This window comes from uncultured Draconibacterium sp. (genome assembly GCF_913060805.1).
Lineage (GTDB): Bacteria > Bacteroidota > Bacteroidia > Bacteroidales > Prolixibacteraceae > Draconibacterium.
The window spans coordinates 39,006-64,511 of the sequence record NZ_CAJXTC010000011.1; the positions used below are offsets into that span (position 1 = coordinate 39,006).

Consider the following 25,506-nt stretch of genomic DNA (forward strand, 5'->3'; position numbering starts at 1 on the left):
AATAGCATGCATATACATGAACTAAATCCGTGGAGAACATTAATCGCAGTGGCAGTATTTGTGGTTATTCTCGCTATTGGCTTTTTAACCATGCCAAAACCTTTGTTCGAATACCAAAAAAGCATGGACGAAAGTATTGAGGCTTTGCTCGATGGTGAGGACTATTTTTACCCGTGGGAGCTGGTAGATGTAATCGACGGTAATACCGACAGTATCGTTCTGTTCGATATCCGCGATAACTTTGTTTTCGGGCAAGGACATATTCCCGGAGCCGAGAATTTATCGGCAAATACTTTAACCGATCCTGATAATTTGGAACGTTTGAAAGCACTTCGCGATATGGGCGTAACCATCGTTTTGTATGGCGAAAACGAATTGCAGGCCAATGGTCCGTGGATGTTTTTCCGTCAGGTAGGTTTTAACAATATCAAACTTTTGCTGGGTGGTTACGAGTATTACAAAGCCAATGAAGCTGACTTGGCGGCTACCATAAACGACGATGCGTATTTTAGCGGATTTCCGCGGTTTAATTACGCTGAAATGGCTGCACCAAAAGACGGCTCTGAAATCAATGCTGATCAGGATAACAAACCTGTTCAGGTGCGTCGTCGAGAAAAAACAAGTGTGGCTGCCGGCGGTTGTTAGCAGATTGATAAGTAATTACACAACGATATTTAAAAAATCCTGGAGATTCTGTCTTCAGGATTTTTTATTGGAATCATTTTTGTAAAGCAATGCTCAATACTTATTGTTATATTCGAAATTAAAATAGAAACGCATGTCAAAGATCCTGGTAATAGATGATGAGAGAAGTATTCGGAACACTTTAAAAGATATTCTTGAATACGAAAAATATGAAGTAGATCTGGCAGAAGATGGAACAAAAGGAATTGAGAAAATTCGTTCGGCCGAGTACGACGTGGTGTTGTGCGATATTAAAATGCCGGGACTGGATGGGATTGAAGTGCTGGAACGCGCGGTAGTTCTTGCACCCGATACGCCGATCGTTATGATCTCGGGGCACGGAAATATTGATACCGCTGTTGATTCGATAAAAAAGGGAGCGTTCGATTACATTGAAAAGCCGCTTGATTTAAACCGACTGTTGATTACCATCCGCAACGCTATGGATAAATCGACACTGGTTACCGAAACTAAAATTCTGAAGAAAAAGGTTAATAAGAAATTTGAAATCATTGGCGAGTCAAAAGCCATTTCCGAAATTATTGAAATGGCCGACCGCGTGGCTCCAACCGATGCCCGCGTTTTAATTACCGGTGCCAACGGATCGGGAAAAGAGTTGGTTGCCCGCCGAATTCACGACCAGAGTAACCGCTCGTCAGGTCCGTTTGTTGAGGTAAATTGTGCTGCTATTCCTTCCGAGTTGATTGAAAGTGAATTGTTTGGTCACGAAAAAGGTGCGTTTACTTCGGCAGTAAAACAACGCAAAGGAAAATTTGAGCAAGCCAATGGCGGTACACTTTTCCTGGATGAGATTGGCGATATGAGTCTTTCGGCACAAGCCAAAGTTTTACGTGCGTTACAAGAAAGTATTATCAGCCGTGTTGGTGGCGATAAACACATAAAAGTTGATGTACGCGTGGTGGCTGCTACCAATAAAAACCTGGCTAACGAGATCGATGAAAATAAATTTCGCGAAGATTTGTACCACCGTTTAAGTGTGATTTTAATTCATGTTCCTACGCTTAACGAACGCCTTGACGATATTCCATTACTTGCCGGCCACTTTGTTAAGCAAATTTGTGGCGAGTACGGTATGCAGGAAAAAACGATTACGGAAAAGGGCATAAAAGAGTTGCAAAAAATTAACTGGACCGGAAATATCCGCGAGTTCCGGAATGTAATTGAAAGGCTCATTATTTTGTGCGACAAGGAAATTACCGACGCCGATGTTTTAAAATTTGCGGCTCCTCTAAAGTAGATTTCTTTAAAATATTCCTCAATCTAAAAACAACTTTACTGATTTGTTGTTAAGTATGTAACAAAGTAGTTTATAACGTTCTGTAACGTTAGCTACTAAAGATATTAGCCTCTGGTTTCGGAAGTCAATTTGTCATGGCGTATTATTAATCTTTCCCTCGGGAAAATATTTTCTTCCGTTTTCAGAGGCTTTTCTTTTCTGTATTTCTCAACAGTCTAGAGGTATATCTTTGGTATTTTCTCCCCCTAATCGAATCCCTACCGGATTCCTTTTTCTTGGGATCTATTACTTATTACTATAATCAAGCCCGTCCCGGGCTTTTGCAGGAGAGCATTTAACGATATAAACCTTTGAAAACTCCATAGGAGTTCGATTTTAATAGGGACCCGAAAGACAAAAGCAAACAACCCGGTACGGGTTGGATTTCCACTTCGATCCCTTTCTAAAATTCCACCTTAAACAGGTAAAAGATCACATTCAGAATAATGTAAAGTAAGATGATCAGCGCCAATCCGTAAACGTTAAAAACGATTAGTAAAATGGCTGATAAACCGAGGAACAGGTAACGATACCAGTTGTCTTTTATACGCAGGTTTTTCACTTTTAGCGAAAACATTGGTAGGTTAATTACCATCATTCCCGACATGAAAATACCCAGAATAACCAGGTTTTTTGTGGAATACAGCATTTGAAAATTATCGTGGTATTTCGGGAATTCAAGCATCAATCCCAGCGAAGCCCAAAATATTCCGTTTGAAGGAATTGGCAAACCTCTGAAAAATGGTTCGTCGCTCAGGTAAACATTAAATTTGGCTAAACGAAGCGCACCAAACACAGGCACCAGAAATGAAGAAAAAAGAATGATCCACTGCCACCAGTCAGCACTTATTTCGTGAATTGGCTGGTTTTCCCCGAACATGGCAAACTCCAGTAAGGTAAATAAAATCGCTCCGGGAGCCACTCCAAACGACACCAGATCCGACAACGAATCCAGCTGTTTACCAATTTCAGAGTAAGCTTTTAATGCTCTTGCGGCAAGTCCGTCGGCAAAGTCGAAAACCGAAGCGGCACAAATAAAAATTCCTGCCCAGATCAGGTGACCGTCGATGGCAAAAATGGTGGCAATAACTCCTGATAAAAGGTTGAGGGTGGTAATAAAGTTGGGTATCTGTTTAATAATGTTTCTCATCTGTAAGTTCCTTTACACGTTTCCGGTAAAAATGAGCCAAATAAAAATTGCTGGGATAACAAAAAGCAAACTATCCAAACGGTCTAAAAATCCGCCATGTCCGGGTAAAAATGTGCCCGAATCTTTTACGTCGATTTCGCGTTTTATCTTCGATTCAAATAAATCGCCCAATGTGCCAAAAACCACAGTAAGCACTGCAATAGCAATCCAGCTAACCATGCTCACCGCCTGAAATAGAACTGCATTTACTATCCCCATAATTATGGCAAAAACGGCTCCTCCAATTAATCCTTCCCACGATTTTGCCGGTGATATATTCTTACACATTTTGTGTTTGCCAAACTGTGTTCCCACCAAATAAGCTCCCGAATCGTTGATCCAAAGTATAAAAAACACACCAACCATTATCCATGGGTAAAAAGTATTTTGCCCATTAATTGATGTATGCACAACAAAGTTCATCAAACTAAAAGGCAGTGCGATGTAGGCAAAACCAAGTGTACTTGAACCTGCATTTTTTAGCGTGTCTTTGTCGCTTCTGAAAATTTCGACAACAAGCAGAATAACAACGATTGCAATAAAGCTAAAACCAAACTGGCGCGGCAGGTAATTATTCGATAAGCCAAAACAAATCAGGAAAAAGATAACGCCAAAAATGCTTCCGATAATTCGCGAAGGATGATGACCGGCTTTTTCCACCATGGCATAAAATTCGTATTGGGTAATAAATAAAAGAGATGCAAATACCACTGCAAAAATGATGGGATGCAGCAGCGTTCCGCCCAGCATAACGGCTATATAAATAACTCCTGTTAGAGAGCGTTTAAGTAAATTACTCACCTTTTAATTCTTTGATTAGGTTAATAGCCTCGTCACGGTTTTCTTCGGCCACATATATTTTGTACTCGCCAAAATTCTGGTACGCCGAATCGTGTTGGTTCAGAACAACAATTTTTATCCCGGCACTTTCAAGTAGGTCTTTAGCCATTTCGGCCTTGTACTCGTGCGTTGTCATAAAAATCATTTCCCAACCTTTTTCCATGCTGCAAAGTTAACAAAATATGGTTTCCAAGAAGTTAATAGATAAACACATGTAATTCGCGCGGCCCGTGAGCGCCCATAACCAGCGTTTTTTCAATATCTGCGGTTCGGCTTGGCCCTGTAATTAAGGTAATTTGCGAAGGCAACTGATCAGCATACTTCTCCTGTATTTTGTCGTAAGCGGTATGCTGGAAATCAACCAGCTGATCTTTCCGGGCAATCACAATGTGTTGCGGTGGATACACCGACATTTGCCGGCCTCCCTGCAAAGCTGCACTTACCATTACGGATCCGGTGTGTGCAATCAAAAATTCGCAGGATGTTATTCCTGCTTCTATTGCCTGTTGCCTTTCGTGGTAATTTTGATGCTCAATTCCGTTCTTTGTCAGCAGCTCCTGAAGCTCATTTTCAGCACAAACCACTTCCGTTTTAGGAATATCCTGCAATAGCGTTTTTAGCTTTTCAACAAGCTCTTCTTCTGATTTACACAAATAAACACTCCCGTTTACCGCCTCCAGATTTTCTTTAAATGCCTGATCTAAAGATTTTTCAATAGAGTGATAAACGGGAGCATCAAAATCGGGCATCTCCGGCTCGGGGTGAATAGCTTTTTTAAGCTTGTTCAATATTTCTTCTCGAGCCGATGCCATTTATTCTTTTGTTGTTTCCTCCTCGTGATTTTCTTCAGTTTTTGCTTTTGTGTCTTCGATAAGATCTGTTTTTATGGGTTTTTCACCGTTTCCGTTTTCCGAAATTACGTGTTTTTTATCCCACGGACGTTTGCCAAAAATCTCTTCCAGATCTTCACTAAATATCACCTCACGTTCAAGCAGCAAATTGGCTAGTTTCGAATGTCCTTCGGTATTTTCTTTCAATACTTGCTTCGCACGTTCATACTGGCTGTCGATAAGTATTTTTACTTCCTGATCGATTAATTCTGCGGTTTTTTCGCTGTATGGTTTGGTGAACGAATAATCCGACTGACCGGTTGAATCGTAATAACTTACGTTTCCTACTTTTTCGCTCATACCAAAAATGCTAACCATCGCATAAGCTTGCTTGGTAACTTTTTCGAGGTCGTTTTGTGCGCCAGACGAAATTTTACCAAATGTAATTTCTTCTGCAGCACGTCCGCCCAAAGCCGACGCCATTTCATCCAACAGTTGTTCTTTGGTTGTAATCGAACGCTCTTCGGGCAAATACCAAGCTGCTCCCAGCGCTTTTCCGCGCGGAACAATCGTTACTTTAACCAGCGGGTGCGCATATTCCAGCAACCAACTAATGGTGGCGTGGCCAGCTTCGTGGAAAGCAATTGTTTTCTTCTCTTGCTGAGAAATGATTTTATTTTTCTTTTCCAGACCACCGATAATACGGTCAACAGCGTCAAGGAAATCCTGTTTGGTAACCGAATCTCTGTTTCTACGGGCAGCGATTAACGCAGCTTCGTTACAAACATTGGCAATATCTGCACCCGAGAATCCCGGAGTTTGTTTAGCCAGAAAATCAACTTTTACTTCTTCGCTCAATTTTAACGGACGTAAATGAACATTGAAAATCTCACCACGCTCATTTAGGTCGGGTAACTCAACGTGAATCTGACGGTCGAAACGGCCGGCACGCATTAATGCACGGTCGAGAATATCAGCACGGTTGGTTGCTGCCAGAATGATTACCCCGCTGTTGGTGTCAAAACCATCCATTTCGGTAAGCAGCTGATTCAGCGTATTTTCACGTTCATCGTTCGATCCCATATTTGGGTTTTTACCACGGGCACGACCAATGGCGTCAATTTCATCGATAAACACAATACAAGGTGCTTTTTCTTTGGCTTGCTTAAACAAGTCGCGAACACGCGATGCTCCAACTCCCACAAACATTTCCACAAAATCGGAACCAGACATGCTGAAAAACGGAACGTTTGCTTCGCCGGCAACAGCTTTGGCAAGCAGGGTTTTACCCGTTCCCGGAGGACCAACCAAAAGTGCTCCTTTCGGAATTTTACCACCGAGTTTGGTATATTTTGCCGGGCTTTTCAGGAATTCTACAATCTCTTCCACTTCCTGTTTGGCTTCTGCAAGTCCGGCAACATCTTTAAAGTTTGTCGAAACTTTCTGGTCTTTATCAAAAACTTTGGCCTGCGACTTTCCGACATTGAAAATACCGCCGGCGCCACCTCCTCCGGCACCACCACGGCTCATTCTTCGGAAAATCCACCACCACAGTAATATTATCAGTACAAAAGGCCCGATCGACCAAATAATGTCGCGAGCCCAATTCTGCTCATCCTCGTAAACCGGGAAGACTTTGTCTTGCATATTTTCCTGAGCAACGGTAAGATCCTCAGCAAATTTTTCAATCGGTCCGGTATTCAGTTTAAAATGCGGGCCAATATCTGATGGTTTCGAGAAGTTCCCTTCAAACTGCGATTCGTAATTTTTTATCCGGTCTTCTTTCAAATAAATCCGGGCAATTTTTTCGTTAATTACTACAATACGTTTAACATCGCCGTTTTGCAACATTTGTTTTACCTCGGGCCACGATGTGTCAACAGGGCCTTTGCTGGTGCTGATGTAATATTGTACAATAAGAAAAACAACAGCTATAATTCCGTAAATCCAATACGCATTGAATTTTGGCGGTTTACCGTTGTTCTTGGGATTTAATTTCCCAAAAGGGTTGTTCAGATTGTTCTGATCTTTTTTGTTGTTTTGTTTATCTGTCATGGTCTTTTAATCTTCTTCTTCAATTTGTGTAATTTTTGCATCAGCCCAAAGTCCTTCGAGGTTATAAAACTGCCGTGCTTCTTCCTGGAAAACATGTACCATTACATCTCCATAATCCAGTAGTATCCAAATTGCATTTCGGTAGCCGTCGCGATGCCAAACATCTTCGCCGGTAATTTCTTTAACCGTTTGTTCTACCGTGTGTGCAATTGAATCAACATGTGTTGAGGAGGTTCCGTGGCATATTATAAAATGTCCGCATTCTGTATGATCAATACTTTCCAGATCAACGTGCTTTATATCTTTCCCTTTTATTCGATGAATACCTTCAAGAATTGCTTCTAATAAAATCTTTGATTCTTCTGCTTTACTCATAAAAATTTATTGTACCCTACAAAGATAATCTTTTTGTCCATTAACCATTTTTTAAGAGAATGGTTTACTTTTGAAATTATATGTTTTTAACGGACAAAAATATAATCGTATTTAACGAGCTCGATAGTACCAACAACTATGCCAAGCAACTGGTGCAGGAAAAGGCGGCTCAAGGCACTGTCGTTTTGGCACATTACCAGGAAAGTGGCCGTGGGCAAGTGGGTAATTTTTGGGAAAGCGAACGCGATAAAAATTTGCTTTTCAGTGTGATTCTGTACCCCGGTTTTTTAGAAGCCGGCAAACAGTTTTATATCTCGAAAGTTGTTAGCCTGGCTTTGGCCGACGTACTAAAACAGCAACTTGATGACGTAAAAATTAAGTGGCCCAACGATATTTATGTGGGTGAAAAGAAAATTGCCGGCATCTTAATCGAAAACACGGTGAAGGGGATAGCGCTTGATTCTTCGATAGTTGGCATTGGTGTTAACGTAAATCAGGAGCAGTTTCTGTCGAATGCACCCAACCCGGTGTCGATGAAACAACTCTTGAAAAAGGATTTTGAAATTCAGGATATTTTAAAAGAATTTTTGCTGAGGCTGGAGGATTATATTGAGGTATTGCGTGAGGGGAGACTCGAAAAAGTTGATGCAGAATATTTCCAATCTCTGTTCAGAAATGAAGGTTTGCACCCGTACCGGAAAGACGGCAAAGAGTTTAGCGCCAGAATTGCAGGCATTGGCAGTTTTGGGCAACTTCAGTTAGAAGAGCCCGACGGAAATGTATGCGAATATATGTTTAAAGAGGTGGAGTTTGTTGTTTGAAAAAGATTGATGGAGATTGAAAGGAAGATTGAATTAGATTGCTAAATTGTTCTATTGCTAAACTGTTAAATTGTATAAGAAGCATTTGTCCCTCAATGTTTATTGACATTTTTGTGAACCACAAAAGACACATAGAACACATTAGATTTTACCAATTGCCTACTCCTTCTAAAATCTGCAATCGTTAATCAACATTCGAAATTCAGCTTTCTTTTTCTGTGTAACTCCGTGGTAAAATCTTTGCCTATTGATATTTGCCAAATGCCAATTGTTACTGATAGGGCAATCTCGATAGTGTGTCGGCCAACTGATTAATGCCTTCTTCCAGTTTGCTTCCGGCCATCATTTTAATCATCATGCTCATTTCGGCATGCAGCGTAAGGCGCATTTTTGTTTTGTATTCATTAACTGGCATTAACTGAATCCAGAAAGTAAAACTCAGTGGTAAACCACCCGAACTTTCCACTTTTACCGTTTTAAATGGCTCGCGGTTAACAATCTTAATTTCGGCAACTCCCAGCCCGGTGATATTGAATTTACAGGAGTCCTGGTCCGACTCAAAGTCGGTAATTTTAATCTGCGGTACCTTTTCTGTTATTTTCTCTATCAATCCTGAATTGAGGTAAGTAGACAGGTTTTCGAAATTCGACAGGTAATTAAAAACCACCTGCTGATTTTGTTCGATAACTTTTACTTCGCTAACGTATTTGTTGAGTGCCATAGTTTTAATAAAAAATCCCGCCCCCAATAACCATTAGGAGCGGGAAATATTTAATGTCTTTTACTTTCAGATTATTTTCCCCAGTTGGCAGGGTCTTCGCGCCATTCCATCAGCGACTCTACCTGGTCTTTTGTAATATCGCCTCTTTCCAGCGAAAAGTCGATCAGGATCTGGTAACGGCTTAACGAAGTAAGTTCGATACCTGCTTTCTGGAAGTTTTCTTTTGCCAATGGGAAATTGTAAGTGAAAATTGATACCATTCCCACAACATCGCCACCAAAGTTGTTAACGGCCTCGGCAGCTTTTAAACTGCTGATTCCTGTAGACACAAGGTCTTCAACAACTACCACTTTTTTGAATGGTTTCAGGTCGCCTTCAATCAGGTTTTCCAATCCGTGTCCTTTTGGTTTCGAACGAACATAAACGAACGGAAGTCCCAGTTTATCAGCCACCAACGCACCAATTGCAATAGCTCCGGTTGCTACCCCGGCAATTACTTCTGCCTCCGGGTATTTTTCCTGAATCAGCTGTACAAATGCATCGCGAATGTACGCGCGGGTGTCAGGATAAGAAAGCGTTTTTCTGTTGTCGCAATAAATTGGAGATTTCCAACCCGATGCCCATGTAAATGGATTATCTGGTTGTATCTTTATAGTGTTAATTTCAAGTAATCTCTTGGTTACTTCTGTTTGTATATTTTCCATAATTATGTGCAATTTTAATTCAATGCAAAAGTATAAAGTTTTTTTGAATGAAAAGAGGATCGGTTTTGTGCCGGGCGCGAATATAACATTGAGTAAACTATGCCGGATTTTGACCGAAAACAGCGGCATTGACGATATAATGGGCTGGTTGTCGGATTTTGAAAACAGCGATATCCCGGAAACTGTTGTAGAACATCCCGAAGTTGAGCTTGTGTTTCAGAATTTCAGATCGGCATTTTTGCAAATTGACGCTGCCGGAGGAGTGGTAAAATACGATGGGAAATTGCTTTTTATTTTCAGGCACGGGAAATGGGATTTGCCGAAAGGAAAAATCGATAAAGGTGAAAGTATTGAAACTGCAGCTTTGCGCGAAGTGGAAGAAGAATGTGGCATTACAAATCACTCGATTGTAAAAGCGCTGCCATCAACCTATCATATTTACAAGTCGCCGTACAAAAAATCATTGGGGCAGTGGATTTTTAAAGAAACCTATTGGTTTGAAATGGACTACAATGGTGCGGAAACGCCAGTTCCGCAACTGGAAGAAGGAATTACCGAAGTGCGCTGGTTTCATCCGAATGAGCTGGACGTGGTACTCGAAAATACCTACGAAAACTTAAAAGCGCTGATCGAACTTTACCGCGCTTGATTACGCTGACGCATAAACAGCTCGTTACGCAACCAGGTGCCAAATTGTTGCTCGAAGCCATTTAGCGGCGCTTTAGCATCGTCGAAAACTACCTGGTGTTTTTCGTTTAGCAAATAGCATTGTGGAAAAGACCGGACCTTATATTCTGAAATGGCTGAATTTTCCGTGTCGATTAAAATAGTTGCCGGAACCTTGTTTTCTTTAAAAAAGCTATCGATTCCTGCCCTGTCGGTGTTTCTCAGCACCACAAAAATTTCGAGGTTTTTATTAAATAGTTCGTTCAGGCGGCTCAGGTATTTTAAATGTTCCTGGCAAATAACAGTCTCCACATCGGCAAAAATTAGGTATTTAAATTTCTCCTGGCTGTTGTTTGTACAAACCTTTTTGCCGTTAAGGTCGCTTAAACAAATCGCCGGTGCTCCGCTTCCTTTTTCCAGAAACGAGATTTTTGCCGCCACGTTTTTGGCTGCCTCACGTATTTTAATTTCCGGGTTGTTGGTAAAATGTTTGCTGGCGATCATATTTTTAATGGCTTTCTCCGGAAATTCTTTGGAGTAAAAACCATCGTGCAGCATTTTTAATAACACCAAATCGGCCATTTTTCCCGATAACTTATATTTCTCCGAAATAAAAGCAAGCAGGCCGTTAATGTTTTCGCCGGCAACTGCGGCTGATACTTTAGCTCCGCCAATGGCTTTTGCCGAAAAGCTCAATTGCTTGTCGAAAGTTTTGTCGAATAAGGTTTTAAACGATTGATGTCCCCAAAACTTTGGCGAAATTGACTGAAAAATAGCAGAATAATCTTCTGGACTCATTCTAAAAATATCAGCTTCCATAAGTTTTAAACGCAATGTTTTGTGCAGCTCAAAACTCTCCGATCCTTTTTCAGGGAAAGCTTCGTCGATTCCGGCTTTTAGTCGGTTAAAGGCAGCTTCGGATTGTTGAAAATATAAGGCGTTAAAATCTTTGTCGGTCAATTCGTTTAGTTTCTGTTCAAAGCGACTGATCTTGTCGTTAAGCATTTCGCCGTTGTTGGTGAAAAACCAAAACGAAATCGGCTGAAAGTACGGATTCTTTTGGTCGGCAAACGATTTCTTTTTTAGTGGCGGAAGTTTTAAATCGATGGTTTTTCCCGGTTCAATCAAGAGCATTCCGCGGTAAATTCCAAATTCAGAAAAAGTAAATACCGGCTCATCAATTTGTATGGAAACCTCGCTGGTTCCTTCGCTGTTAAATTTTAAAGTAAAAGCCACTTTGTCGGTGTTTGAAATCGGGTCGGCAAAGGTATAAAAAGTAAGCTGTTCGTTGGCGTATTCCGGATTGGTGCAACGAATAGTTGTTGCGATTCCATTTAACGAAAAGCCCAGCGAAGCGATGAGGATTATCAGAAAACGTATGCTATTGTTCATAGGTGTTATTCAACTTTAAATTCGCTCATATCCAGCCCTTTTGGCAGGAACATGCTGGCATCTCCGCCATGCGAAACAATGTCGCGAATTATACTTGCATTAACCGGTGTATGTTCCGGCAGGGTGAGCAGAAATACCGATTCAATTTCGGGATGCATCTTTTTATTTACCTGGGCAATGGCACGCTCGTATTCAAAATCGGACGAGGTACGTATGCCGCGTAAAATGTATTTTGCTCCCACTTCTTTACAGAAATCAACAGTCAGTCCTTCGTGCAGGCGAACCTCAACAGTGGGCTCATCTTTAAAAACCTCGTTGATCCACTTCAGCCTTTTTTCAATGGGAAAGAACGATTTCTTATTGGCGTTAAAACCGATCATGACATAAATTTTGTCGAACATTGAAATGGCACGTCGAACAATCGACTCGTGTCCTACTGTAAATGGATCAAAAGATCCGGGGAATATGGCTATTCTTTCCATTTTGAATCGTTTAAAGTGCTTCAAAATTAGCTAAAAATGCTTAGCGTAAAAACGAAGGCGGCGGCTAGTTTATTGCTTTTGCCCGGTTTGAGCTCACAAACAGGATGTTGCCCAGGTCGTTGTAGCCTTCGCTGAATTCTTCAATATTTTTCAATGCATCGGTAGTAAAACCAATGATTGTAAGGTCGGCATCCGCCGAATATTTCATGATTTTGCTTTTCCGGTCACCCGATTCGTAAGGCACCATCGAAATGTTCGACGGGCTAATTGGCAAACGTCCGGCTTTTATCAACTCCATCAATTGTTTGCGTTTTTCCTCCATGTCTTGTTCGGGGTAAAGCGCAAATATTTTAATCTTTCCTTTTTTCCACTCCGGATGACCTAAAATAATGTAACCCAGCAAAATCATCAGGTTTGCATTCACATAATCTTCCGGTCGTATCCAGATATGAATCTCTTTTTTGTACCCAAAACTTTTGTACGAAGTATTCAGAATACAAATGTCGAAACCGGCCGATTCAACGATTTGATAATTGCCCGTAATTTCTTTCAAATTTCCCGGATCGGTGCGCGAAAACTCAAACAGAATCAGGTTATTTCCTTTTCCCGAAATTCCGGAAAGTTGCACCACCTGCGCAATTGCCGAAGTATACGACGGCGAAATAATTGTGTCGAGATAAACGCGGTTATCACTTCCTGCCGAAAGTTGTATCAAACGGTCGAGTACTTGTTTTGATTCATTCGTATTTTTCTCGTTCAGCAACCCTTTTATAAAGTGGATGTAGGTTCCAAATCCGTATTTGTACGATATCCAGCGCATGATGTCGAAAGCAGAACGACGTTTAAACGTATCGTGCGAAATACAAACACCAAAAGGTCGCCAGCTTTTATCTTTTTCGCTGTCGGCGCGCTGAAGCATAATTTGCAACTGGCGGCTAAGTTGGAAGATCACGCCACGGAACAATTTGTTCAGCCCCTGGTTTTCTTCGTTGTTTAGCATGATAACGTAGTAGATTATGGCCATTATTACTACCGAAACCGCTGCGTAAGTGGCATTCATTTGAAACATTAGCCACAACGATGAAAGTGTTCCGATAAGCGATAAATGCCAGCTTGAGCGGAAGGTTGGGCGGTAGGCCGGATCGGCCGCAAAATGTTCGAGTAACGAGATTAAACAAATGGCGCTGTAGGTTACCATGAAAAACATGGAGATAATTTGCGCCACGAAGTCAACGTCGCCAACAACAACAAATACAAATGCAATAACAATGGTAATCAACGATCCGTTTATGGGTTCGTTATCGGTTTTTCTTCCTTTGGCAAACCAGCGGTTTATGTGTCCCTGCGGAAAAATATCGTCGTAGCCAATAGCTTGTAAAGTTCGTGGTGCAACCATTATCGATCCTAATGCCGAACTTAATGATGCTGCTGCCAGACCGATCGGAATTATTGGTCCCCAAATGGCAATTTTGCTCATAATCAACTGGTCGGCCACCAAATCTTCGGGCGTTGCCGAAACTGCAAATTTGTAGGCAACGGCAACATAAACCAGCATGCCAACTACTGTTGCCCACAGCGTTCCGCGTGGAATCGATTTTTTAGGATCTTTTAAATCGCCCGAAAGTCCCAAGCCTGCTGCAAGCCCCGTAAATGCCGGGAATATGATGGTGAATACAAAAAAGAAATTCAGGTTATTGGGAATTTTACTGTGAAAATTAACTACTTCGGGTTTTATCGTTGAGTCGCCTAAAAAGAACATGGCGATAGAAGTCAATAAAATGGCAACTACCACATACAGTGCTTTCATACCCACATTTGCTCCTTTTGTAAGAATTAGAATCGACAGCAAAAACATGGTTGGAATGGAAATCCAACGCCGGTCGGGGATGTAGAAATTATACGTTTCACCAATCCATTTTATTACCGGCTCAAACGCTTCGCCAAAAGCAATTACATAAAAAGCAACACTAATAGCTTGCGAGAGGTATAAAGCAATACCAATGGCTCCTCCAATGTTCAATCCGAAAGAGCGGCTGATAATGTAATAAGCACCACCGCCTTGCACCCGTTGGTTGGTGGCAATTTCGGCAACGGCAAAAGCTGTGGGAATAGTAACAATGTGCCCCAAGGCAACAATGCCAATTACGCCGATAAAACCAACCTGACCAACAGCCCAGCCAAAACGCAGAAATAAAATTGCTCCAAGGATGGTGGAAAGTGCCGTTAGAAAAACCGGCAAAGTGCCGAATTTTGCATTAGTGTTTACCAGCGATTTAGCCATATTAACTCTGTTTGTTGTTTTAAAGGTGAAATATAATTCTGAAAAATCAAACGATTTTAGAAAATTTAGTGATGTTTGTTGTAATCAAGTTCCGGTAATCTAGTTATTCGTTTTCAAGTACCCATTGGGCATCCAGTACGAGCATTGAATCGACAGATATGTTTTGTTCGTTTGCTTTTTCGGTTACATTCTTCAACCAGTTTTCATCACTTTTTATTCGCCTGATTACTTCCTGAATCTTTTGGTTGTAGGCTTCAGGACCTTCGATATGTCCCTGTAGAATATCGAGTGCATCATCAACAAATCCCCAGGCCATATTTACCATGTTCGATTCGGATGCCATTAGCAGAACAACATCGCTGTTATTAAGTACAGATTGACGATTGATGGAATTGACTTTCACACTCGATTGCTTGCTCTCCGGATAAACTTCATTGTTGTAGTACCAGAACGATGTTTTATTAAAACACTTTTCGCCTAAGCCCAGATAATACCAGTTCCAGTAAAAACTATCTCCAATTACTAACATATTCGTCTTGTCACTTTCGGTATAATCCCACTCAGTGGTCGGATACGACAATGTTTGCGATGGAAGGCCTTTCAACAGGTTCATGCCCCATTCAATATCATTATCAGTTCCCTGACTATAATTTTGTTTGCGGACGTCGGTGATGATCATGTCCGGTAAATTCCGGCCAGATAATTTTTCTACCTGTTTTATTAAACTGTCGGCAGCAATGGCTGCACCGTACTCACTCCAGTGAATGCCGTACTGAGGATACAAAATATGCTGCGTTGTATCTTTCATCTGTAAAAACCAGTCGTTGGCGTCAAAACAGTTCACTCCATAAGTGGGCAGTAATTTGCTGTATTCTTTGTAAAAAGTGCTGTCGGTTGCTTCTTCATTGCTTTCCTCCGGGAAATATTCCGGACAATAAGATGCCTTTCCTGGAGGAAGAACAACAATCAGTGTTTTGCCAACATTTTCCAGTTCTGTTTGTAATTTTTTTAACGCTTCTACTTTTTTTACAAGATCGGCTCGTCCATTAAAATACTGGCCGTGATAAGCATCAATATAAGCTTGTTCGAACAAATAATTGTCCTTTCCAACTACCACTCCTTTTGCCGATGCTTGTTTAAAAAGTGAAAACTGAATCTGATTATGCAAACGCACTAAAAACGGGCGAAATCCGATGTTGTCGTTTATAAATTTCTCCATGTTTGATTGATACTCACCAGAGAACCAGCCGGAAGTTGAATACTCCGGTTTCTGTGCAATAATTACACCTCCATGAAGCGGTTCTTCGTGAAATACGTCAACTTTAGCCTGTATTAGTGGTAGAATAAGCACGAATACGAAACCTGTAAACAATAATATTTTTGTTTTCTGATTCTTCATGATTAAAACCTAAAGTAAATAAACGGGTTAAAGTCGGATGACGTAACTGCACTCAAATTAATTACCAGCAAAACCAGCAAAATTATACTGACCACGATGTGGGTAGAACGTTTGTATTTGGTGTAAAATACAAATGTTTGAAGCTGTTTTCCTGCCTTTAAAAGTGTGATTACAGAGAACAACGCGGCAAGAATCATGATGTATTTCGATTCAGTAGTCAGGTGATAATCTGCTAATGATATATCGGTCGAGAACATCTTTCCAAGGTAAAAGCGAATGTCGGGCAGGTTTTCGATTCGGAAGATTACCCAGCCAACAAGTACAACAATATAGGTAAAAAGTACGCGTGGGATTGTTCCGATTCGTTTGAAAAGTTTTATTAGAAAAATGCGATCGAGAATAAGAAAACAGCCATGCCAGGCCCCCCAAATAACAAAGTTCCAGGAAGCTCCGTGCCACAAACCGGAAATCAGAAACACAGTAATTAAATTGCCGTATAAACGCCTTTGGCTTTTTACCCGGTTGCCGCCAAGTGGAATATACAGGTAATCGCGCATCCACTCGCTTAAGGTAATGTGCCAGCGGCGCCAAAACTCGGTAATGTTTTGCGATATGTAAGGATTATTGAAATTCTCGGGGAATTTGAAGCCAAAAATACGCCCTAAACCAATGGCCATATCGGAGTAGCCGCTAAAATCGAAATAGATTTGAAAAGAATAGGCCACGGCAGCTAACCAGGCCAGGGGAGTGGTAACTTCGGAATGGGGAAGTGAATAAATGGCATCAACCTGCTCGCCCAGCACATTTGCAATGAGCATCTTTTTCGATAAGCCGATCACAAACCGGTACATTCCGTACAGCTTCTCATCCAGCGTTTCATTCTTTCTTCTGTCAATAATATCGTCGGCAACCGTATTAAAGCGAACGATCGGTCCGGCAATTAACTGGGGAAACATCAAAATATACAGGAAGTAATCAGTTATTCTTTTAAGCGGAGCATGCACTTTTCTGTACACATCAATGGTGTATGTCATTGATTGAAACGTAAAAAACGAGATTCCGATGGGTAACGCTACCGCCGTCCACTGCACCGACTGAAACCCGGCCGATTGAAGCAAGGCATTAAAGTTTTCGATAAAAAAATTGGCATACTTAAAATAGGCGAGCAGTCCAATGTTTATGAATACAGATGTCCAAAGGTACAGTTGCCGGTGTTTGGCATCGCGGTGAATTTGGCGAACAACATAAAAGTTAATGGTTAGCGAAGCCAGTAACAAAAACACAAATTTAGGAGCACCCCAGGCATAAAATACGAGGCTTGAAACAAGCAGCACGTAATTTCTGAATTTGTGCCCAACTACGTGATATATAATTAATACCAGTGGTAGAAATATGCAAAGAAAAAGGATACTACTAAATAACATATTTGTGAATTAACTTATTCAACAACAATTTCATACACTTTCCCTTTTATATCGTTCTTTGGGAATGGAACGCCGTTTTGCGAGAAGGGTTGAAATGGCCACCACTCGGCATAATGAAATTCCTGCGTAATTATGCACAACATTTGGTTGTTGGGTATCGATGTGTATTCATCGTTCATATAACCACAAAGTTCCATGTTGTCGGGTGTTGGTCCGGCTCTCCATATAATCTCAGTTGGTTTCCATTCAATTTCGTAATAGAAATACTCCGGATCGTATAATTTGTCGTTTTTAATCGGGTACTTTGATGTTACCGCTTTGTAATGATCGGTCCAGCGATGCAGCTCAAATGTTTTGTCTTTGTACGAAATGTCGTCAACTCCCTTAAAAAATTTCTGTGGATCCTGATTGGCCAGATCCCAGTTGGTACAGCAGAACATCACATTGTCCGATTCGCGGTCATCGTCTTTCAAAAACTCCTCATTATCCCAAGTTGGCGAGGTTTTTACAATCTCAATATCAATTTCGGAATAGAAGTAATTCTTTTGCTTTTTTGCCAGCGACTCTTCTCCGTCTTCTCCTTTCGGAATGTAACCATCGCGTTCGGCAGGCCGGCGGTTATTCCATTCGGCTTCGTCCTGGTAAATTAACCAGAAGGCATTTGTGAGTCCGTTCCAAACGTTGTCGTTATTTAATTGTCGCGGGAATTTTATTTTACCCCGGAACTTGCCATACGTAAAACCAATGCGTGTTTTTGCTCCAACATTTTGCTTGCGTAATTCCTGCCCCTCAACATTGCCCGGATTTATCAATGTTAGCAAACTATCTTGAATAAAAGCAGTTTCGCACGGTGTTTGACTGTTAAACGAATGTCCCACAATTAATTCTGTAGAATCGTATTTTTCCATGGCGCTGAAAAAATCATCCTGGGTATAAGGCTCGTTAATCACGTCGCGAACCAGGGGAACATTTCTCATGGTGTATCCCCTGTCGATGGCATGCGAGTATTGCTCGAAATGAGCGTGCTCGTATAAATGTTCAGTACTGTTACACGCGTCCGACAAGTATTGCGTATCGATATTCTCGTCGCGTTGTTGTGCCGGGTTGATGTATAATCCTTTGGCCGGATCGATGGTTGCCGACACTTTTAAAACACGGTCCGAAGTCGTAACCGACACTCCCTCCATTGTACTTCCTTCGCCATTTCTGAAATAGTAAAACGGATTAATAAAAGCACTGTTTTCATCGGTTTGCCCAATGTTTTTAATGTAATCAGGAATATTCGCTAAAGCAGCTTCATCAGCCACAATAAGCATAAACTCATAATTCCCGACCCGCGGATTTCTTTTCCAGCGGTGGTTAAAATCACCTTTTCGCGATTCATCTTTTATCATCCACAAAGCATCGAGAAAAAGCTGCTGCTCAATATCCCGGTTTTCCTTTGCAGCTTTTTCCTGAATTGATTTGAACCAATCAGGTGTAGTTCGCATGGCATTTTTTAAACCCTCAATTCGTTCTTTGCTAAAAACCTGCTTGCTCATATCGCCGCCATAATACAAATGTTCGTCTCTGGGGTTACCTACTATCCGAAATTTATCCGTTATGCTTTTGCCGTTGACCGCCTTAAAACCTGTAGATACATCTTCCCAGCTCCCGTAAAAGTTCTCGTGGCAATAGGGGTGGAGGTTGCCATTTTTTATTTCAGGGAATTTATAGCTGCTATTCTGGTAGTATATTTTGTAATAATATTGTTTCGAGCCATCAGTTTTATCGACTTTAAAACTAAATGAAAAGTTGCCATCACTGGTTTGGTTCGAAGACGGAATGATAATACCATCAACTATCGCGTTATCCAAGTCCATTGGTAATGCAACCGTATCACTTTCGCTCAAATTGCTTAACGGGTCGAAATTTTTGATTACACTATTTGTTGTATTGGTGCACGAATATAAAGTAGAACTAAATATAGCCAGTAACAAAAAAAATCTAAATAGTTTATTCATTTGGCTTGTCATATGGTTTTGCTGTATTGTTTCGGTTAAGATATGAATTCCAGGTAATTTATTATTCATCAGTTTTTTCTTCTTCATTGGCCTCCATCAATTCCCAATTGTTGTAATCGTAAATATTTCCTTTCACCCTGAACGATTGACGGATGTTGTATTTCGACCGGGTTTTAAGATTCTGGTGCCACCAGGTCAGGAAGGTATATATTTCGCGTCCAGCCTGCTCTTCTCCCTGCGTTGGATCGTTATCGTTAAACAATATCGAAGGAATGTCGGCGTTGCTCATGGTACGCCAATCTTCTTCCAAAGGTCCTTTAGCATTAAAATCTTTTACAAGCATTAAACAGTTCAGGCGTAGAAACAAGTCTTTTCTGAATTTGTCGTAGTTGTAATTTTCCAACGGTACATCCACTACCGCTTTTCCATCGTAATGATACCATTCCGGACCATGATCGGATGCAATAACGATCTTTGTATTATCATAAACATTGTTATCCTGTAACCATTTCATCCATTTCGAGAAGTCCTCGAAAAATTTTTCCTGATTTTGGTAAGGGTGCACATTTTTGGTGATTTGACCATCCTTAACAATGTTCCAGGGGGCATGAGTATACTCAGTATGGAAAAAAATAAAATTTTTGTCGGTACTCGTATTCACCGAGATGTTGGGTAATATCTGTACAAAATAATGAGGAATTGTTTCGTTGTTCTTCTGATACGATTCATCGAAATGCACCAGCCAGTTTCGTTCGTTATAAATCAGAGGTTTTAAACATAACGGAACGCCATAAAACAGGGAGTTTTCCCAAAATCGGGTATACCAAATCTCAACACTGCTGCCGAGTTTCAGCACCTTGTCCCACGAAGGATCCCACCAGGGAATAAAATTATCAAACTGATCCCAATCAACGCTTGCATATCCCATGTTTCCGCTCGAAAAGTAGTAATCATTTTCCTTTATTCTGTCGTAGAATGTTTCAGTAGCAAGCCGGTACTTGTTAAGTATCGATTCATCACTCATCGCATTCATATTCGCAATATTAAAATCATTGCCGTTCATCATTGCCGGCATCGAGGCATAAGTAAAGTTCGAGGTTGATACCGTGTTCGGATACCACTTGAAGCCTTTAAAAATTTCTTTATACTCCGGATGATCCTCGAGTATATCTTTCATATACCACCCTTGTAATCCATCGGGAATAAAGAACAAAATATTCTCTTTGGTTTGCGAGAAGGGAATCACTTTATCAACTGCCGGCCCTTTTTTCTGCTCTTTTTTATCGGCAAAAAGTTGTCCTTTCGTTCCCGATTTGTAGGTGCTTTGACCAATTGTAATAAGGATAAAAAGTACAAAAGCGATTGTGACATATTTATGATGGTCTTGTTTTATCAGGTATGTAACAAATGACATCGCACCAACAATAAAAGCAAATTCCAACACGTAAAACCACAGATTAAAAGCGAGTTTGCTTTCTTCTGAGAACATGCTGTCTTGCAAAGTACCGACGTTTACCGGAACAAGAAATGTATTTACATAAAACAATATAGATAAGCCCAGCATCAACTTTGTAAGCCCTTTTCGAAGTTGGTTGGGAGCAACTACAAACAGAATAAGTAGAATAAGAAAAGCAGATGCAGCAATGCTAAAATTGTTTACAATGATGTCGGTAGCAACAAAGTTGAAGTTGTACGGAAACGATGCATAAACCATTAAGGGTTTCCACCAAAATACCAGTGTAACGATATAGAATGATACCAGCGTGTAGGCAATAATCCATCTTCGGCTGAATCCGTTTTTATTCACTGCCTTGTTCTGAACTGCGAAATAAAATGGCAATACAGCTGATCCAATTCCGGCGAGAATAATGGACGCCAAGCTACATTGTTCTTTTATACTTTCCGGTAGCGATAACCAACCGAAAAGTACAAAGTCGTTATGCATTGTTACCAAAAATATTTCGGTCTGTGCCAAAAGAAATAGGCTTGAAATAACCAGCGAACTACTCCATTTTAGCGATCCGCGCAATCCGTTACTAAAGAATTTTATTGCTAACAGGATTTGAAGTGGAATGAGAGTAATAACGGATATTACGAGCAACGCATTATTTTCTCCGTGATAATAATATTTACCCGAAAGATAGAAGTAAATAACAGCTGCAAATGCGATATAAAAAAACGCGTTATGAATAGTCAGCTGTTGAATTCTAAGTATAGCTTTTTTTACCGGCGTTTTAATAAGAATAAACGACCAAACAAGTACAATTGCTACTCCGGCAAGTTGTAATGTCAACCCAATAAAATGATCGAACCGATTTGTTATCGACCAGTAAATTGCTGCCAGCAGCGCAACAACAACCGAAACTTGTGTGGCGTAGAAATATTGCTTTTTATTCTTAAGAAAATCTTCTTTTACGGCGGTTCGAAACGACTTGAAAAGCAATCCAATAAAACTGGTTAAAAGCAGCGATCCGAATAGTGATGCAAGGATGCGCATTGGCAGCGGCTCCAGACTTCGGCTCAATGCCCAGTTAATTTGTGCAATAACCGTTATAAAAGCAAAAACAAAAAAGACTGCCGGAAGGAAAGTCGATAATGAAACTGAGGTCATCGATTTTTCAGAGCGTTTAAATACCTCTTTATTGGTTATAAACAGACGTAAAAATGCAAATACGTTGTTCATGGTCCAGTACAGTACCAGCCCCGATGGGAGATTGAACAGCAGCACCAGAAAAGCTCCGGCAATGACAACCATTTGTTTACGCTCCAATGTGTTTCCATTACGGGTGTAAAAATATACTGTTAACAGATTTACAACTGTCATTAGTATCGGCAACACATTCACAATCCCAAATAAATGATCGGGTTTTGAGAGGTCGGTTAACGGGCCAAACGATACACCTTGAATAGCTTCCAGGTTGTCGAGGTATTGATACGCAGCAATAAAAAACGGGATTTGTACCAGCAGACTTAAAATCGGGATGAGTGCTTTAAACTGGCTGTAACCAAACTGTCGGTTTAATGTTTTTAGGTAATAATAGCGCTCCTGCCCGGTATACACCTGCTTAATTTCATCAATTAAAGGTTGCATGCGCTTTTTAATGGCGTCGTCGTGTTTTTTCGCTTTCTCTATATAAATGAATATGGGAAGCAGTAACAACGAAATGGCAAAACTTAAAAACAGTATTGCAATTCCATAGCTGCCGGTTAGGTTATAGCCAGCCTCAAAAATGGTACGTACTAAAAATATAAATGGTGAAAATATTTTATCCATGTGTGGCTATTTTGTTCTGGTCCAATTATTTATGTCGTATATGTTCTCCTTGATCTTGTAACCTCGAAGTATAGGATAGTTCGTATTCTCGAACATTTTTATTTTCCATGAAACCTTTAGTGCATCAAAAGTTCTGTTATTCAGCGAATCGATCATCAATGGCGTATTTCCGTTAAATGAAATATTCTGAACATCGAGTGTGCTCATCAGCGTCGAATCTATTGAAATTTCTCCGTTTGAAGAAAAATCTTTCACCAATAATAACGAAGAAAAGTTAAGCATGTCGGCAAAAGGAACTTTATCGTAGTTTATGTTTTGATAGGGTTGGTCAATCATTACCGTTGCAGTGTCTTTCACATGTCGCAACCCGTGGTCGCTGGCAATTACAATACGTGTATTATCGTAAACATCTAATGATTTCAGAACATTTATCCACTGCGAAACAATATCCAGTCCCCATTTATTATTGGTGTAAGGATCTACATTTGGCACAAACGAACCATCCTCGTCGATAATATCCCACGGAAAATGTGTGGCTTTATACGACATAAACGTGTAGGTCTTTTGGCTGGCTTTATTTTCGGTAATATAGGGCAGTGCGCGCAATGAATTATAATGGCGGGTAATGTCGTTGTGCTCATTAACGCCTGGTTGATGCATATGCCAGGAACCATTGTCGTAAATTACGGTTTTAAACAGTAAAGGAGAGCTGAAAAACAAAGCGTTATATCGCAGTATTTCAACACCAATATTTCGTGTCTGACCTATGTTTAGTACCTTTTTTAACGGGTTCCAATTATCGCTCCATATCGGGATGTAACGATCGTAAGTCCTTTTGTCGATTTTGCAGTAAGGCAAATCGCTGCAAGTGTAAAAATATCCGCTTCCTTGTGCTTTGTCGCGTAAAGTTTCCGCAGCCTTAGTCATTTTTTCACCCAGTGTGTGGTCCTTATCCTTATCCAAAAGTAAGGGCTCAAATTCATATCCTCCAATCAGTCCGGGCATCGATCCTCCGGTGTAATTTGTTGATGCAACCGTGTTGGGATAATAGGTAAAACCAGCGAAATTTTCTTTGTTTGCCCGGTTTTCATCCAGATAACGCTGAAAGAACCATCCTTCAATCATATCCAGCATGATAACAACAACATTTTCCTGATCTTTCGAAAGAGTAATGTTATGATCTGAAACATCAATACTTTTTGCCTGGCTTACGATTCTGTCTCCTTCATTAACACGACTTAAATCTGCCGCGTTTAGCGCGAATATTGCCTGCCCAATGACGATTACGTTCAAAAGCACCAGAAAAATATTTACGCTTTTGAGCTTATTTCTCCGATAGAAGAAACGGACTAAAAAATAAAGTCCAACAATGGCAAATGCCTCGGTTATATATTCTAAGTACGGTGTATCTAATTCGCTGCTTCTGGAGTAATTCAGTCCTTGAAGCGTTCCGACATTTAAAGGGATAATAGCACTGTGGATAACGCTTATTAACACCAATAATACAGAAATAACAGAGAACCATACACGAAGGCGTTTGGGCGAAATCCAATAGATAAACAGTAAGGCCAAAATAATCTGGACCATTAAAACCAATCCGCTGTTAATTATTGAATCTGTTCCAAATCGGAAAGCTTCAGGGTAAGATGAAAAGGTAACCAGCGGATTCCAGACAAGGATAAATCCGGATAAGAAAACAATACTGAGCACAAAGGAAATAAATCCCGGCTTGTGGTTAATTTTTGATTTCCAATTCAGCGTAAACGGCACGATTATAAATACGAATAATAAGCCAAACAGAGCAACATCCTGCATTTTTGAACCGCTTTTGTTTTTCGCGATGTTCAGGAATTCAAGGATGTGGGTATTTTCTAACGAAAGAAAATGATAAACCTGAACGATTAGGCAGATCAATAATACCAGGTGGAAAAAGTGTTTAAACTTTATGCTTGAAAGTAGCTTCGTTTTAACCAGGCAAGCGATCTGAAGGATAATCGAAAGAACCAGGGACATTATTGCAAGGTCTTCATTTACACCTTCGTAATTGTACAGTGATGCCAGGTATAAATAAACCGACACAAACAATAGCGATATTATAACTGCGGGAGAAGTTTTTTCTATTCCTTTTTTTATAACCGAATTATACAAATTCAGTACACCAATAAGTAGTGAAATTACCAGTGCCGCAATTATACGTTCTGCTATTTTAACGAGAATAGTTATCTCTTTTCCAATTATTGTTACATCGAATAGTTGTATTACCACGAACGACAGCACCGCTATTGAAAGGTAGCTTTGCCAGTGTTTAGATAACTCCTTTTCCAGTTTTTTGCGAAATACAGAATACCATCCGTCCTGAATACCATTTTCATTCGTTTCAACCGGCTCAGGTATATTTGGATTAAACACTTCCCTGTTGGTTATGAATAGGCGTAAAAATGCAAACACATTGTTCATGGTCCAGTACAGTACCAAGCCGGAAGGAAGATTGAACAGCAGTACTAAAAATATACCGGCTACCACAATCATTTGTTTCCGCTCCGATTTGTTGCCATTGCGGGTATAAAACCAGGCAGTGAGCAAATTAACACCTGTCATCAGTATGGGCAGAATATTAACTACTCCGAGCAGGTGATCGGGTTTCGACAGATCGGATAGCGGCCCGAATGAAACACCTCGAATCGCCTCGAGGGTATCGAGGTATTTGTAAGCGGCAATAAAAAATGGAATCTGCACCAGCAAGCTCAGAATTGGCACAAGCGCTTTGAACTGGCTGTATCCGAATTGCCGGTTTAGTGTTTTCAGATAGTAATAACGCTCCTGCCCAGTGTACACCTGTTTAATTTCCTTCACCAAAGGCTGCATACGCTTTTTTACAACTTCATCGCGCTTTTTGGCCTTTTCAATATAAATGAATATCGGAAGTAGTAATAAAGAAATAGCAAAACTTAGCAGTACTATGGATAAACCGTAGTTGCCTGTAAATTTATAACCGGCTTCGAAAATGGTGCGTATTATGTATACAAATGGTGATAATATTGAATTCATAAAATTGATTCAGCTATTCAG

The 25,506-nt window shown here is 40.5% G+C and carries 20 protein-coding genes; 4 read left to right on the forward strand and 16 right to left on the reverse strand.

Annotated features, from left to right (window positions below; translation table 11 throughout):
- Positions 1–6: 6 nt before the first annotated feature.
- Together QZ576_RS08610 and QZ576_RS08615 are read left to right on the forward strand one after the other, a co-directional pair.
- Positions 7–645: a rhodanese-like domain-containing protein gene (locus tag QZ576_RS08610; protein WP_297096097.1), complete on the forward strand. Its 639-nt coding sequence runs from the start codon at positions 7–9 to the stop codon at positions 643–645.
- Positions 646–778: 133 nt separating this feature from the next.
- Complete coding sequence (locus tag QZ576_RS08615; protein ID WP_297096099.1) at positions 779–1,942, forward strand: sigma-54 dependent transcriptional regulator; 1,164 nt, start codon at positions 779–781, stop codon at positions 1,940–1,942.
- Between the two features lie 442 nt (positions 1,943–2,384).
- On the opposite strand, the gene QZ576_RS08620 is transcribed toward QZ576_RS08615, so the two are convergent.
- From QZ576_RS08620 to rsfS, 6 genes are read right to left on the reverse strand one after another with little or no spacing between them, the layout of a single operon-like run.
- Positions 2,385–3,131: a CDP-alcohol phosphatidyltransferase family protein gene (locus tag QZ576_RS08620; RefSeq protein ID WP_297096102.1), complete on the reverse strand. Its 747-nt coding sequence runs from the start codon at positions 3,129–3,131 to the stop codon at positions 2,385–2,387.
- A 12-nt stretch (positions 3,132–3,143) separates the two neighbouring features.
- Complete coding sequence (locus QZ576_RS08625; protein WP_297096104.1) at positions 3,144–3,971, reverse strand: phosphatidate cytidylyltransferase; 828 nt, start codon at positions 3,969–3,971, stop codon at positions 3,144–3,146.
- Positions 3,964–4,173 (reverse strand): DUF2007 domain-containing protein, encoded by a 210-nt coding sequence (locus tag QZ576_RS08630; RefSeq protein WP_297096106.1) that lies wholly within the window; start codon positions 4,171–4,173, stop codon positions 3,964–3,966. The genes QZ576_RS08625 and QZ576_RS08630 overlap by 8 nt, the downstream gene beginning before the upstream one ends.
- A 34-nt stretch (positions 4,174–4,207) precedes the next feature.
- Complete coding sequence (locus QZ576_RS08635) at positions 4,208–4,822, reverse strand: lactate utilization protein (RefSeq protein ID WP_297096108.1); 615 nt, start codon at positions 4,820–4,822, stop codon at positions 4,208–4,210.
- On the reverse strand, positions 4,823–6,895 hold the full coding sequence (gene ftsH, locus QZ576_RS08640; protein WP_297096110.1) for an ATP-dependent zinc metalloprotease FtsH: 2,073 nt from the start codon (positions 6,893–6,895) through the stop codon (positions 4,823–4,825).
- A gap of 6 nt (positions 6,896–6,901) precedes the next feature.
- Positions 6,902–7,270, reverse strand: coding sequence for a ribosome silencing factor (gene rsfS / locus QZ576_RS08645; protein WP_297096112.1), 369 nt, complete (start codon positions 7,268–7,270; stop codon positions 6,902–6,904).
- A gap of 80 nt (positions 7,271–7,350) precedes the next feature.
- Between rsfS and QZ576_RS08650 the strand changes: the two genes are divergently transcribed.
- Positions 7,351–8,091 carry a biotin--[acetyl-CoA-carboxylase] ligase gene (locus tag QZ576_RS08650; RefSeq protein ID WP_297096113.1) on the forward strand — a complete coding sequence of 247 codons (741 nt, stop codon included), beginning with the start codon at positions 7,351–7,353 and terminating at the stop codon, positions 8,089–8,091.
- Between the two features lie 271 nt (positions 8,092–8,362).
- Here the strand turns inward: QZ576_RS08650 and QZ576_RS08655 are convergent, their stop codons facing one another.
- Both QZ576_RS08655 and pyrE read right to left on the reverse strand, forming a co-directional pair.
- Positions 8,363–8,812, reverse strand: coding sequence for a hypothetical protein (locus QZ576_RS08655; protein WP_297096117.1), 450 nt, complete (start codon positions 8,810–8,812; stop codon positions 8,363–8,365).
- A 71-nt stretch (positions 8,813–8,883) separates the two neighbouring features.
- Positions 8,884–9,516, reverse strand: a complete 633-nt coding sequence (gene pyrE / locus QZ576_RS08660; RefSeq protein ID WP_297096119.1) for an orotate phosphoribosyltransferase — start codon at positions 9,514–9,516, stop codon at positions 8,884–8,886.
- A 22-nt stretch (positions 9,517–9,538) separates the two neighbouring features.
- Here pyrE and QZ576_RS08665 point away from each other — a divergent pair, with 22 nt between their 5' ends.
- Complete coding sequence (locus tag QZ576_RS08665) at positions 9,539–10,165, forward strand: NUDIX domain-containing protein (RefSeq protein ID WP_297096121.1); 627 nt, start codon at positions 9,539–9,541, stop codon at positions 10,163–10,165.
- On the opposite strand, the gene QZ576_RS08670 is transcribed toward QZ576_RS08665, so the two are convergent.
- From QZ576_RS08670 to yidC, 8 genes are all read right to left on the reverse strand, one after another.
- Positions 10,153–11,574, reverse strand: coding sequence for a peroxiredoxin (locus tag QZ576_RS08670; protein WP_297096124.1), 1,422 nt, complete (start codon positions 11,572–11,574; stop codon positions 10,153–10,155). The two genes, QZ576_RS08665 and QZ576_RS08670, sit on opposite strands and share 13 nt — an antisense overlap.
- A gap of 5 nt (positions 11,575–11,579) precedes the next feature.
- Positions 11,580–12,056 carry a pantetheine-phosphate adenylyltransferase gene (gene coaD, locus QZ576_RS08675; protein WP_297096126.1) on the reverse strand — a complete coding sequence of 159 codons (477 nt, stop codon included), beginning with the start codon at positions 12,054–12,056 and terminating at the stop codon, positions 11,580–11,582.
- Positions 12,057–12,120: 64 nt separating this feature from the next.
- Positions 12,121–14,337: an amino acid permease gene (locus QZ576_RS08680; protein ID WP_297096128.1), complete on the reverse strand. Its 2,217-nt coding sequence runs from the start codon at positions 14,335–14,337 to the stop codon at positions 12,121–12,123.
- A 103-nt stretch (positions 14,338–14,440) separates the two neighbouring features.
- Positions 14,441–15,736, reverse strand: a complete 1,296-nt coding sequence (locus QZ576_RS08685) for a hypothetical protein (RefSeq protein WP_297096130.1) — start codon at positions 15,734–15,736, stop codon at positions 14,441–14,443.
- A 2-nt stretch (positions 15,737–15,738) separates the two neighbouring features.
- Entirely contained in the window at positions 15,739–17,160 is a 1,422-nt protein-coding gene (locus QZ576_RS08690) for an MBOAT family protein (RefSeq protein WP_297096132.1), read from the reverse strand.
- A 14-nt stretch (positions 17,161–17,174) separates the two neighbouring features.
- Positions 17,175–19,250 carry a hypothetical protein gene (locus QZ576_RS08695; protein WP_297096134.1) on the reverse strand — a complete coding sequence of 692 codons (2,076 nt, stop codon included), beginning with the start codon at positions 19,248–19,250 and terminating at the stop codon, positions 17,175–17,177.
- Entirely contained in the window at positions 19,225–22,437 is a 3,213-nt protein-coding gene (locus QZ576_RS08700; RefSeq protein ID WP_297096136.1) for a YidC/Oxa1 family membrane protein insertase, read from the reverse strand. Before QZ576_RS08700 ends, QZ576_RS08695 begins: the two co-directional genes overlap by 26 nt.
- 6 nt (positions 22,438–22,443) lie before the next feature.
- A complete protein-coding gene (gene yidC, locus QZ576_RS08705) occupies positions 22,444–25,485 on the reverse strand; it encodes a membrane protein insertase YidC (protein WP_297096138.1) in 3,042 nt (1,013 codons plus the stop codon).
- Positions 25,486–25,506 lie beyond the last annotated feature (21 nt).

Bases quoted from the DNA above. Each gene is read 5' to 3' on its own strand.
- QZ576_RS08610 (WP_297096097.1), top strand. From the start codon at position 7: ATGCATATACATGAACTAAATCCGTGGAGAACATTAATCGCAGTGGCA.
- QZ576_RS08615 (WP_297096099.1), top strand. From the start codon at position 779: ATGTCAAAGATCCTGGTAATAGATGATGAGAGAAGTATTCGGAACACT.
- QZ576_RS08620 (WP_297096102.1), bottom strand. From the start codon at position 3,131: ATGAGAAACATTATTAAACAGATACCCAACTTTATTACCACCCTCAAC.
- QZ576_RS08630 (WP_297096106.1), bottom strand. From the start codon at position 4,173: ATGGAAAAAGGTTGGGAAATGATTTTTATGACAACGCACGAGTACAAG.
- QZ576_RS08635 (WP_297096108.1), bottom strand. From the start codon at position 4,822: ATGGCATCGGCTCGAGAAGAAATATTGAACAAGCTTAAAAAAGCTATT.
- ftsH (WP_297096110.1), bottom strand. From the start codon at position 6,895: ATGACAGATAAACAAAACAACAAAAAAGATCAGAACAATCTGAACAAC.
- rsfS (WP_297096112.1), bottom strand. From the start codon at position 7,270: ATGAGTAAAGCAGAAGAATCAAAGATTTTATTAGAAGCAATTCTTGAA.
- QZ576_RS08650 (WP_297096113.1), top strand. From the start codon at position 7,351: ATGTTTTTAACGGACAAAAATATAATCGTATTTAACGAGCTCGATAGT.
- QZ576_RS08655 (WP_297096117.1), bottom strand. From the start codon at position 8,812: ATGGCACTCAACAAATACGTTAGCGAAGTAAAAGTTATCGAACAAAAT.
- pyrE (WP_297096119.1), bottom strand. From the start codon at position 9,516: ATGGAAAATATACAAACAGAAGTAACCAAGAGATTACTTGAAATTAAC.
- QZ576_RS08665 (WP_297096121.1), top strand. From the start codon at position 9,539: ATGCAAAAGTATAAAGTTTTTTTGAATGAAAAGAGGATCGGTTTTGTG.
- QZ576_RS08670 (WP_297096124.1), bottom strand. From the start codon at position 11,574: ATGAACAATAGCATACGTTTTCTGATAATCCTCATCGCTTCGCTGGGC.
- coaD (WP_297096126.1), bottom strand. From the start codon at position 12,056: ATGGAAAGAATAGCCATATTCCCCGGATCTTTTGATCCATTTACAGTA.
- QZ576_RS08680 (WP_297096128.1), bottom strand. From the start codon at position 14,337: ATGGCTAAATCGCTGGTAAACACTAATGCAAAATTCGGCACTTTGCCG.
- QZ576_RS08685 (WP_297096130.1), bottom strand. From the start codon at position 15,736: ATGAAGAATCAGAAAACAAAAATATTATTGTTTACAGGTTTCGTATTC.
- QZ576_RS08690 (WP_297096132.1), bottom strand. From the start codon at position 17,160: ATGTTATTTAGTAGTATCCTTTTTCTTTGCATATTTCTACCACTGGTA.
- QZ576_RS08695 (WP_297096134.1), bottom strand. From the start codon at position 19,250: ATGAAGAAGAAAAAACTGATGAATAATAAATTACCTGGAATTCATATC.
- QZ576_RS08700 (WP_297096136.1), bottom strand. From the start codon at position 22,437: ATGGATAAAATATTTTCACCATTTATATTTTTAGTACGTACCATTTTT.
- yidC (WP_297096138.1), bottom strand. From the start codon at position 25,485: ATGAATTCAATATTATCACCATTTGTATACATAATACGCACCATTTTC.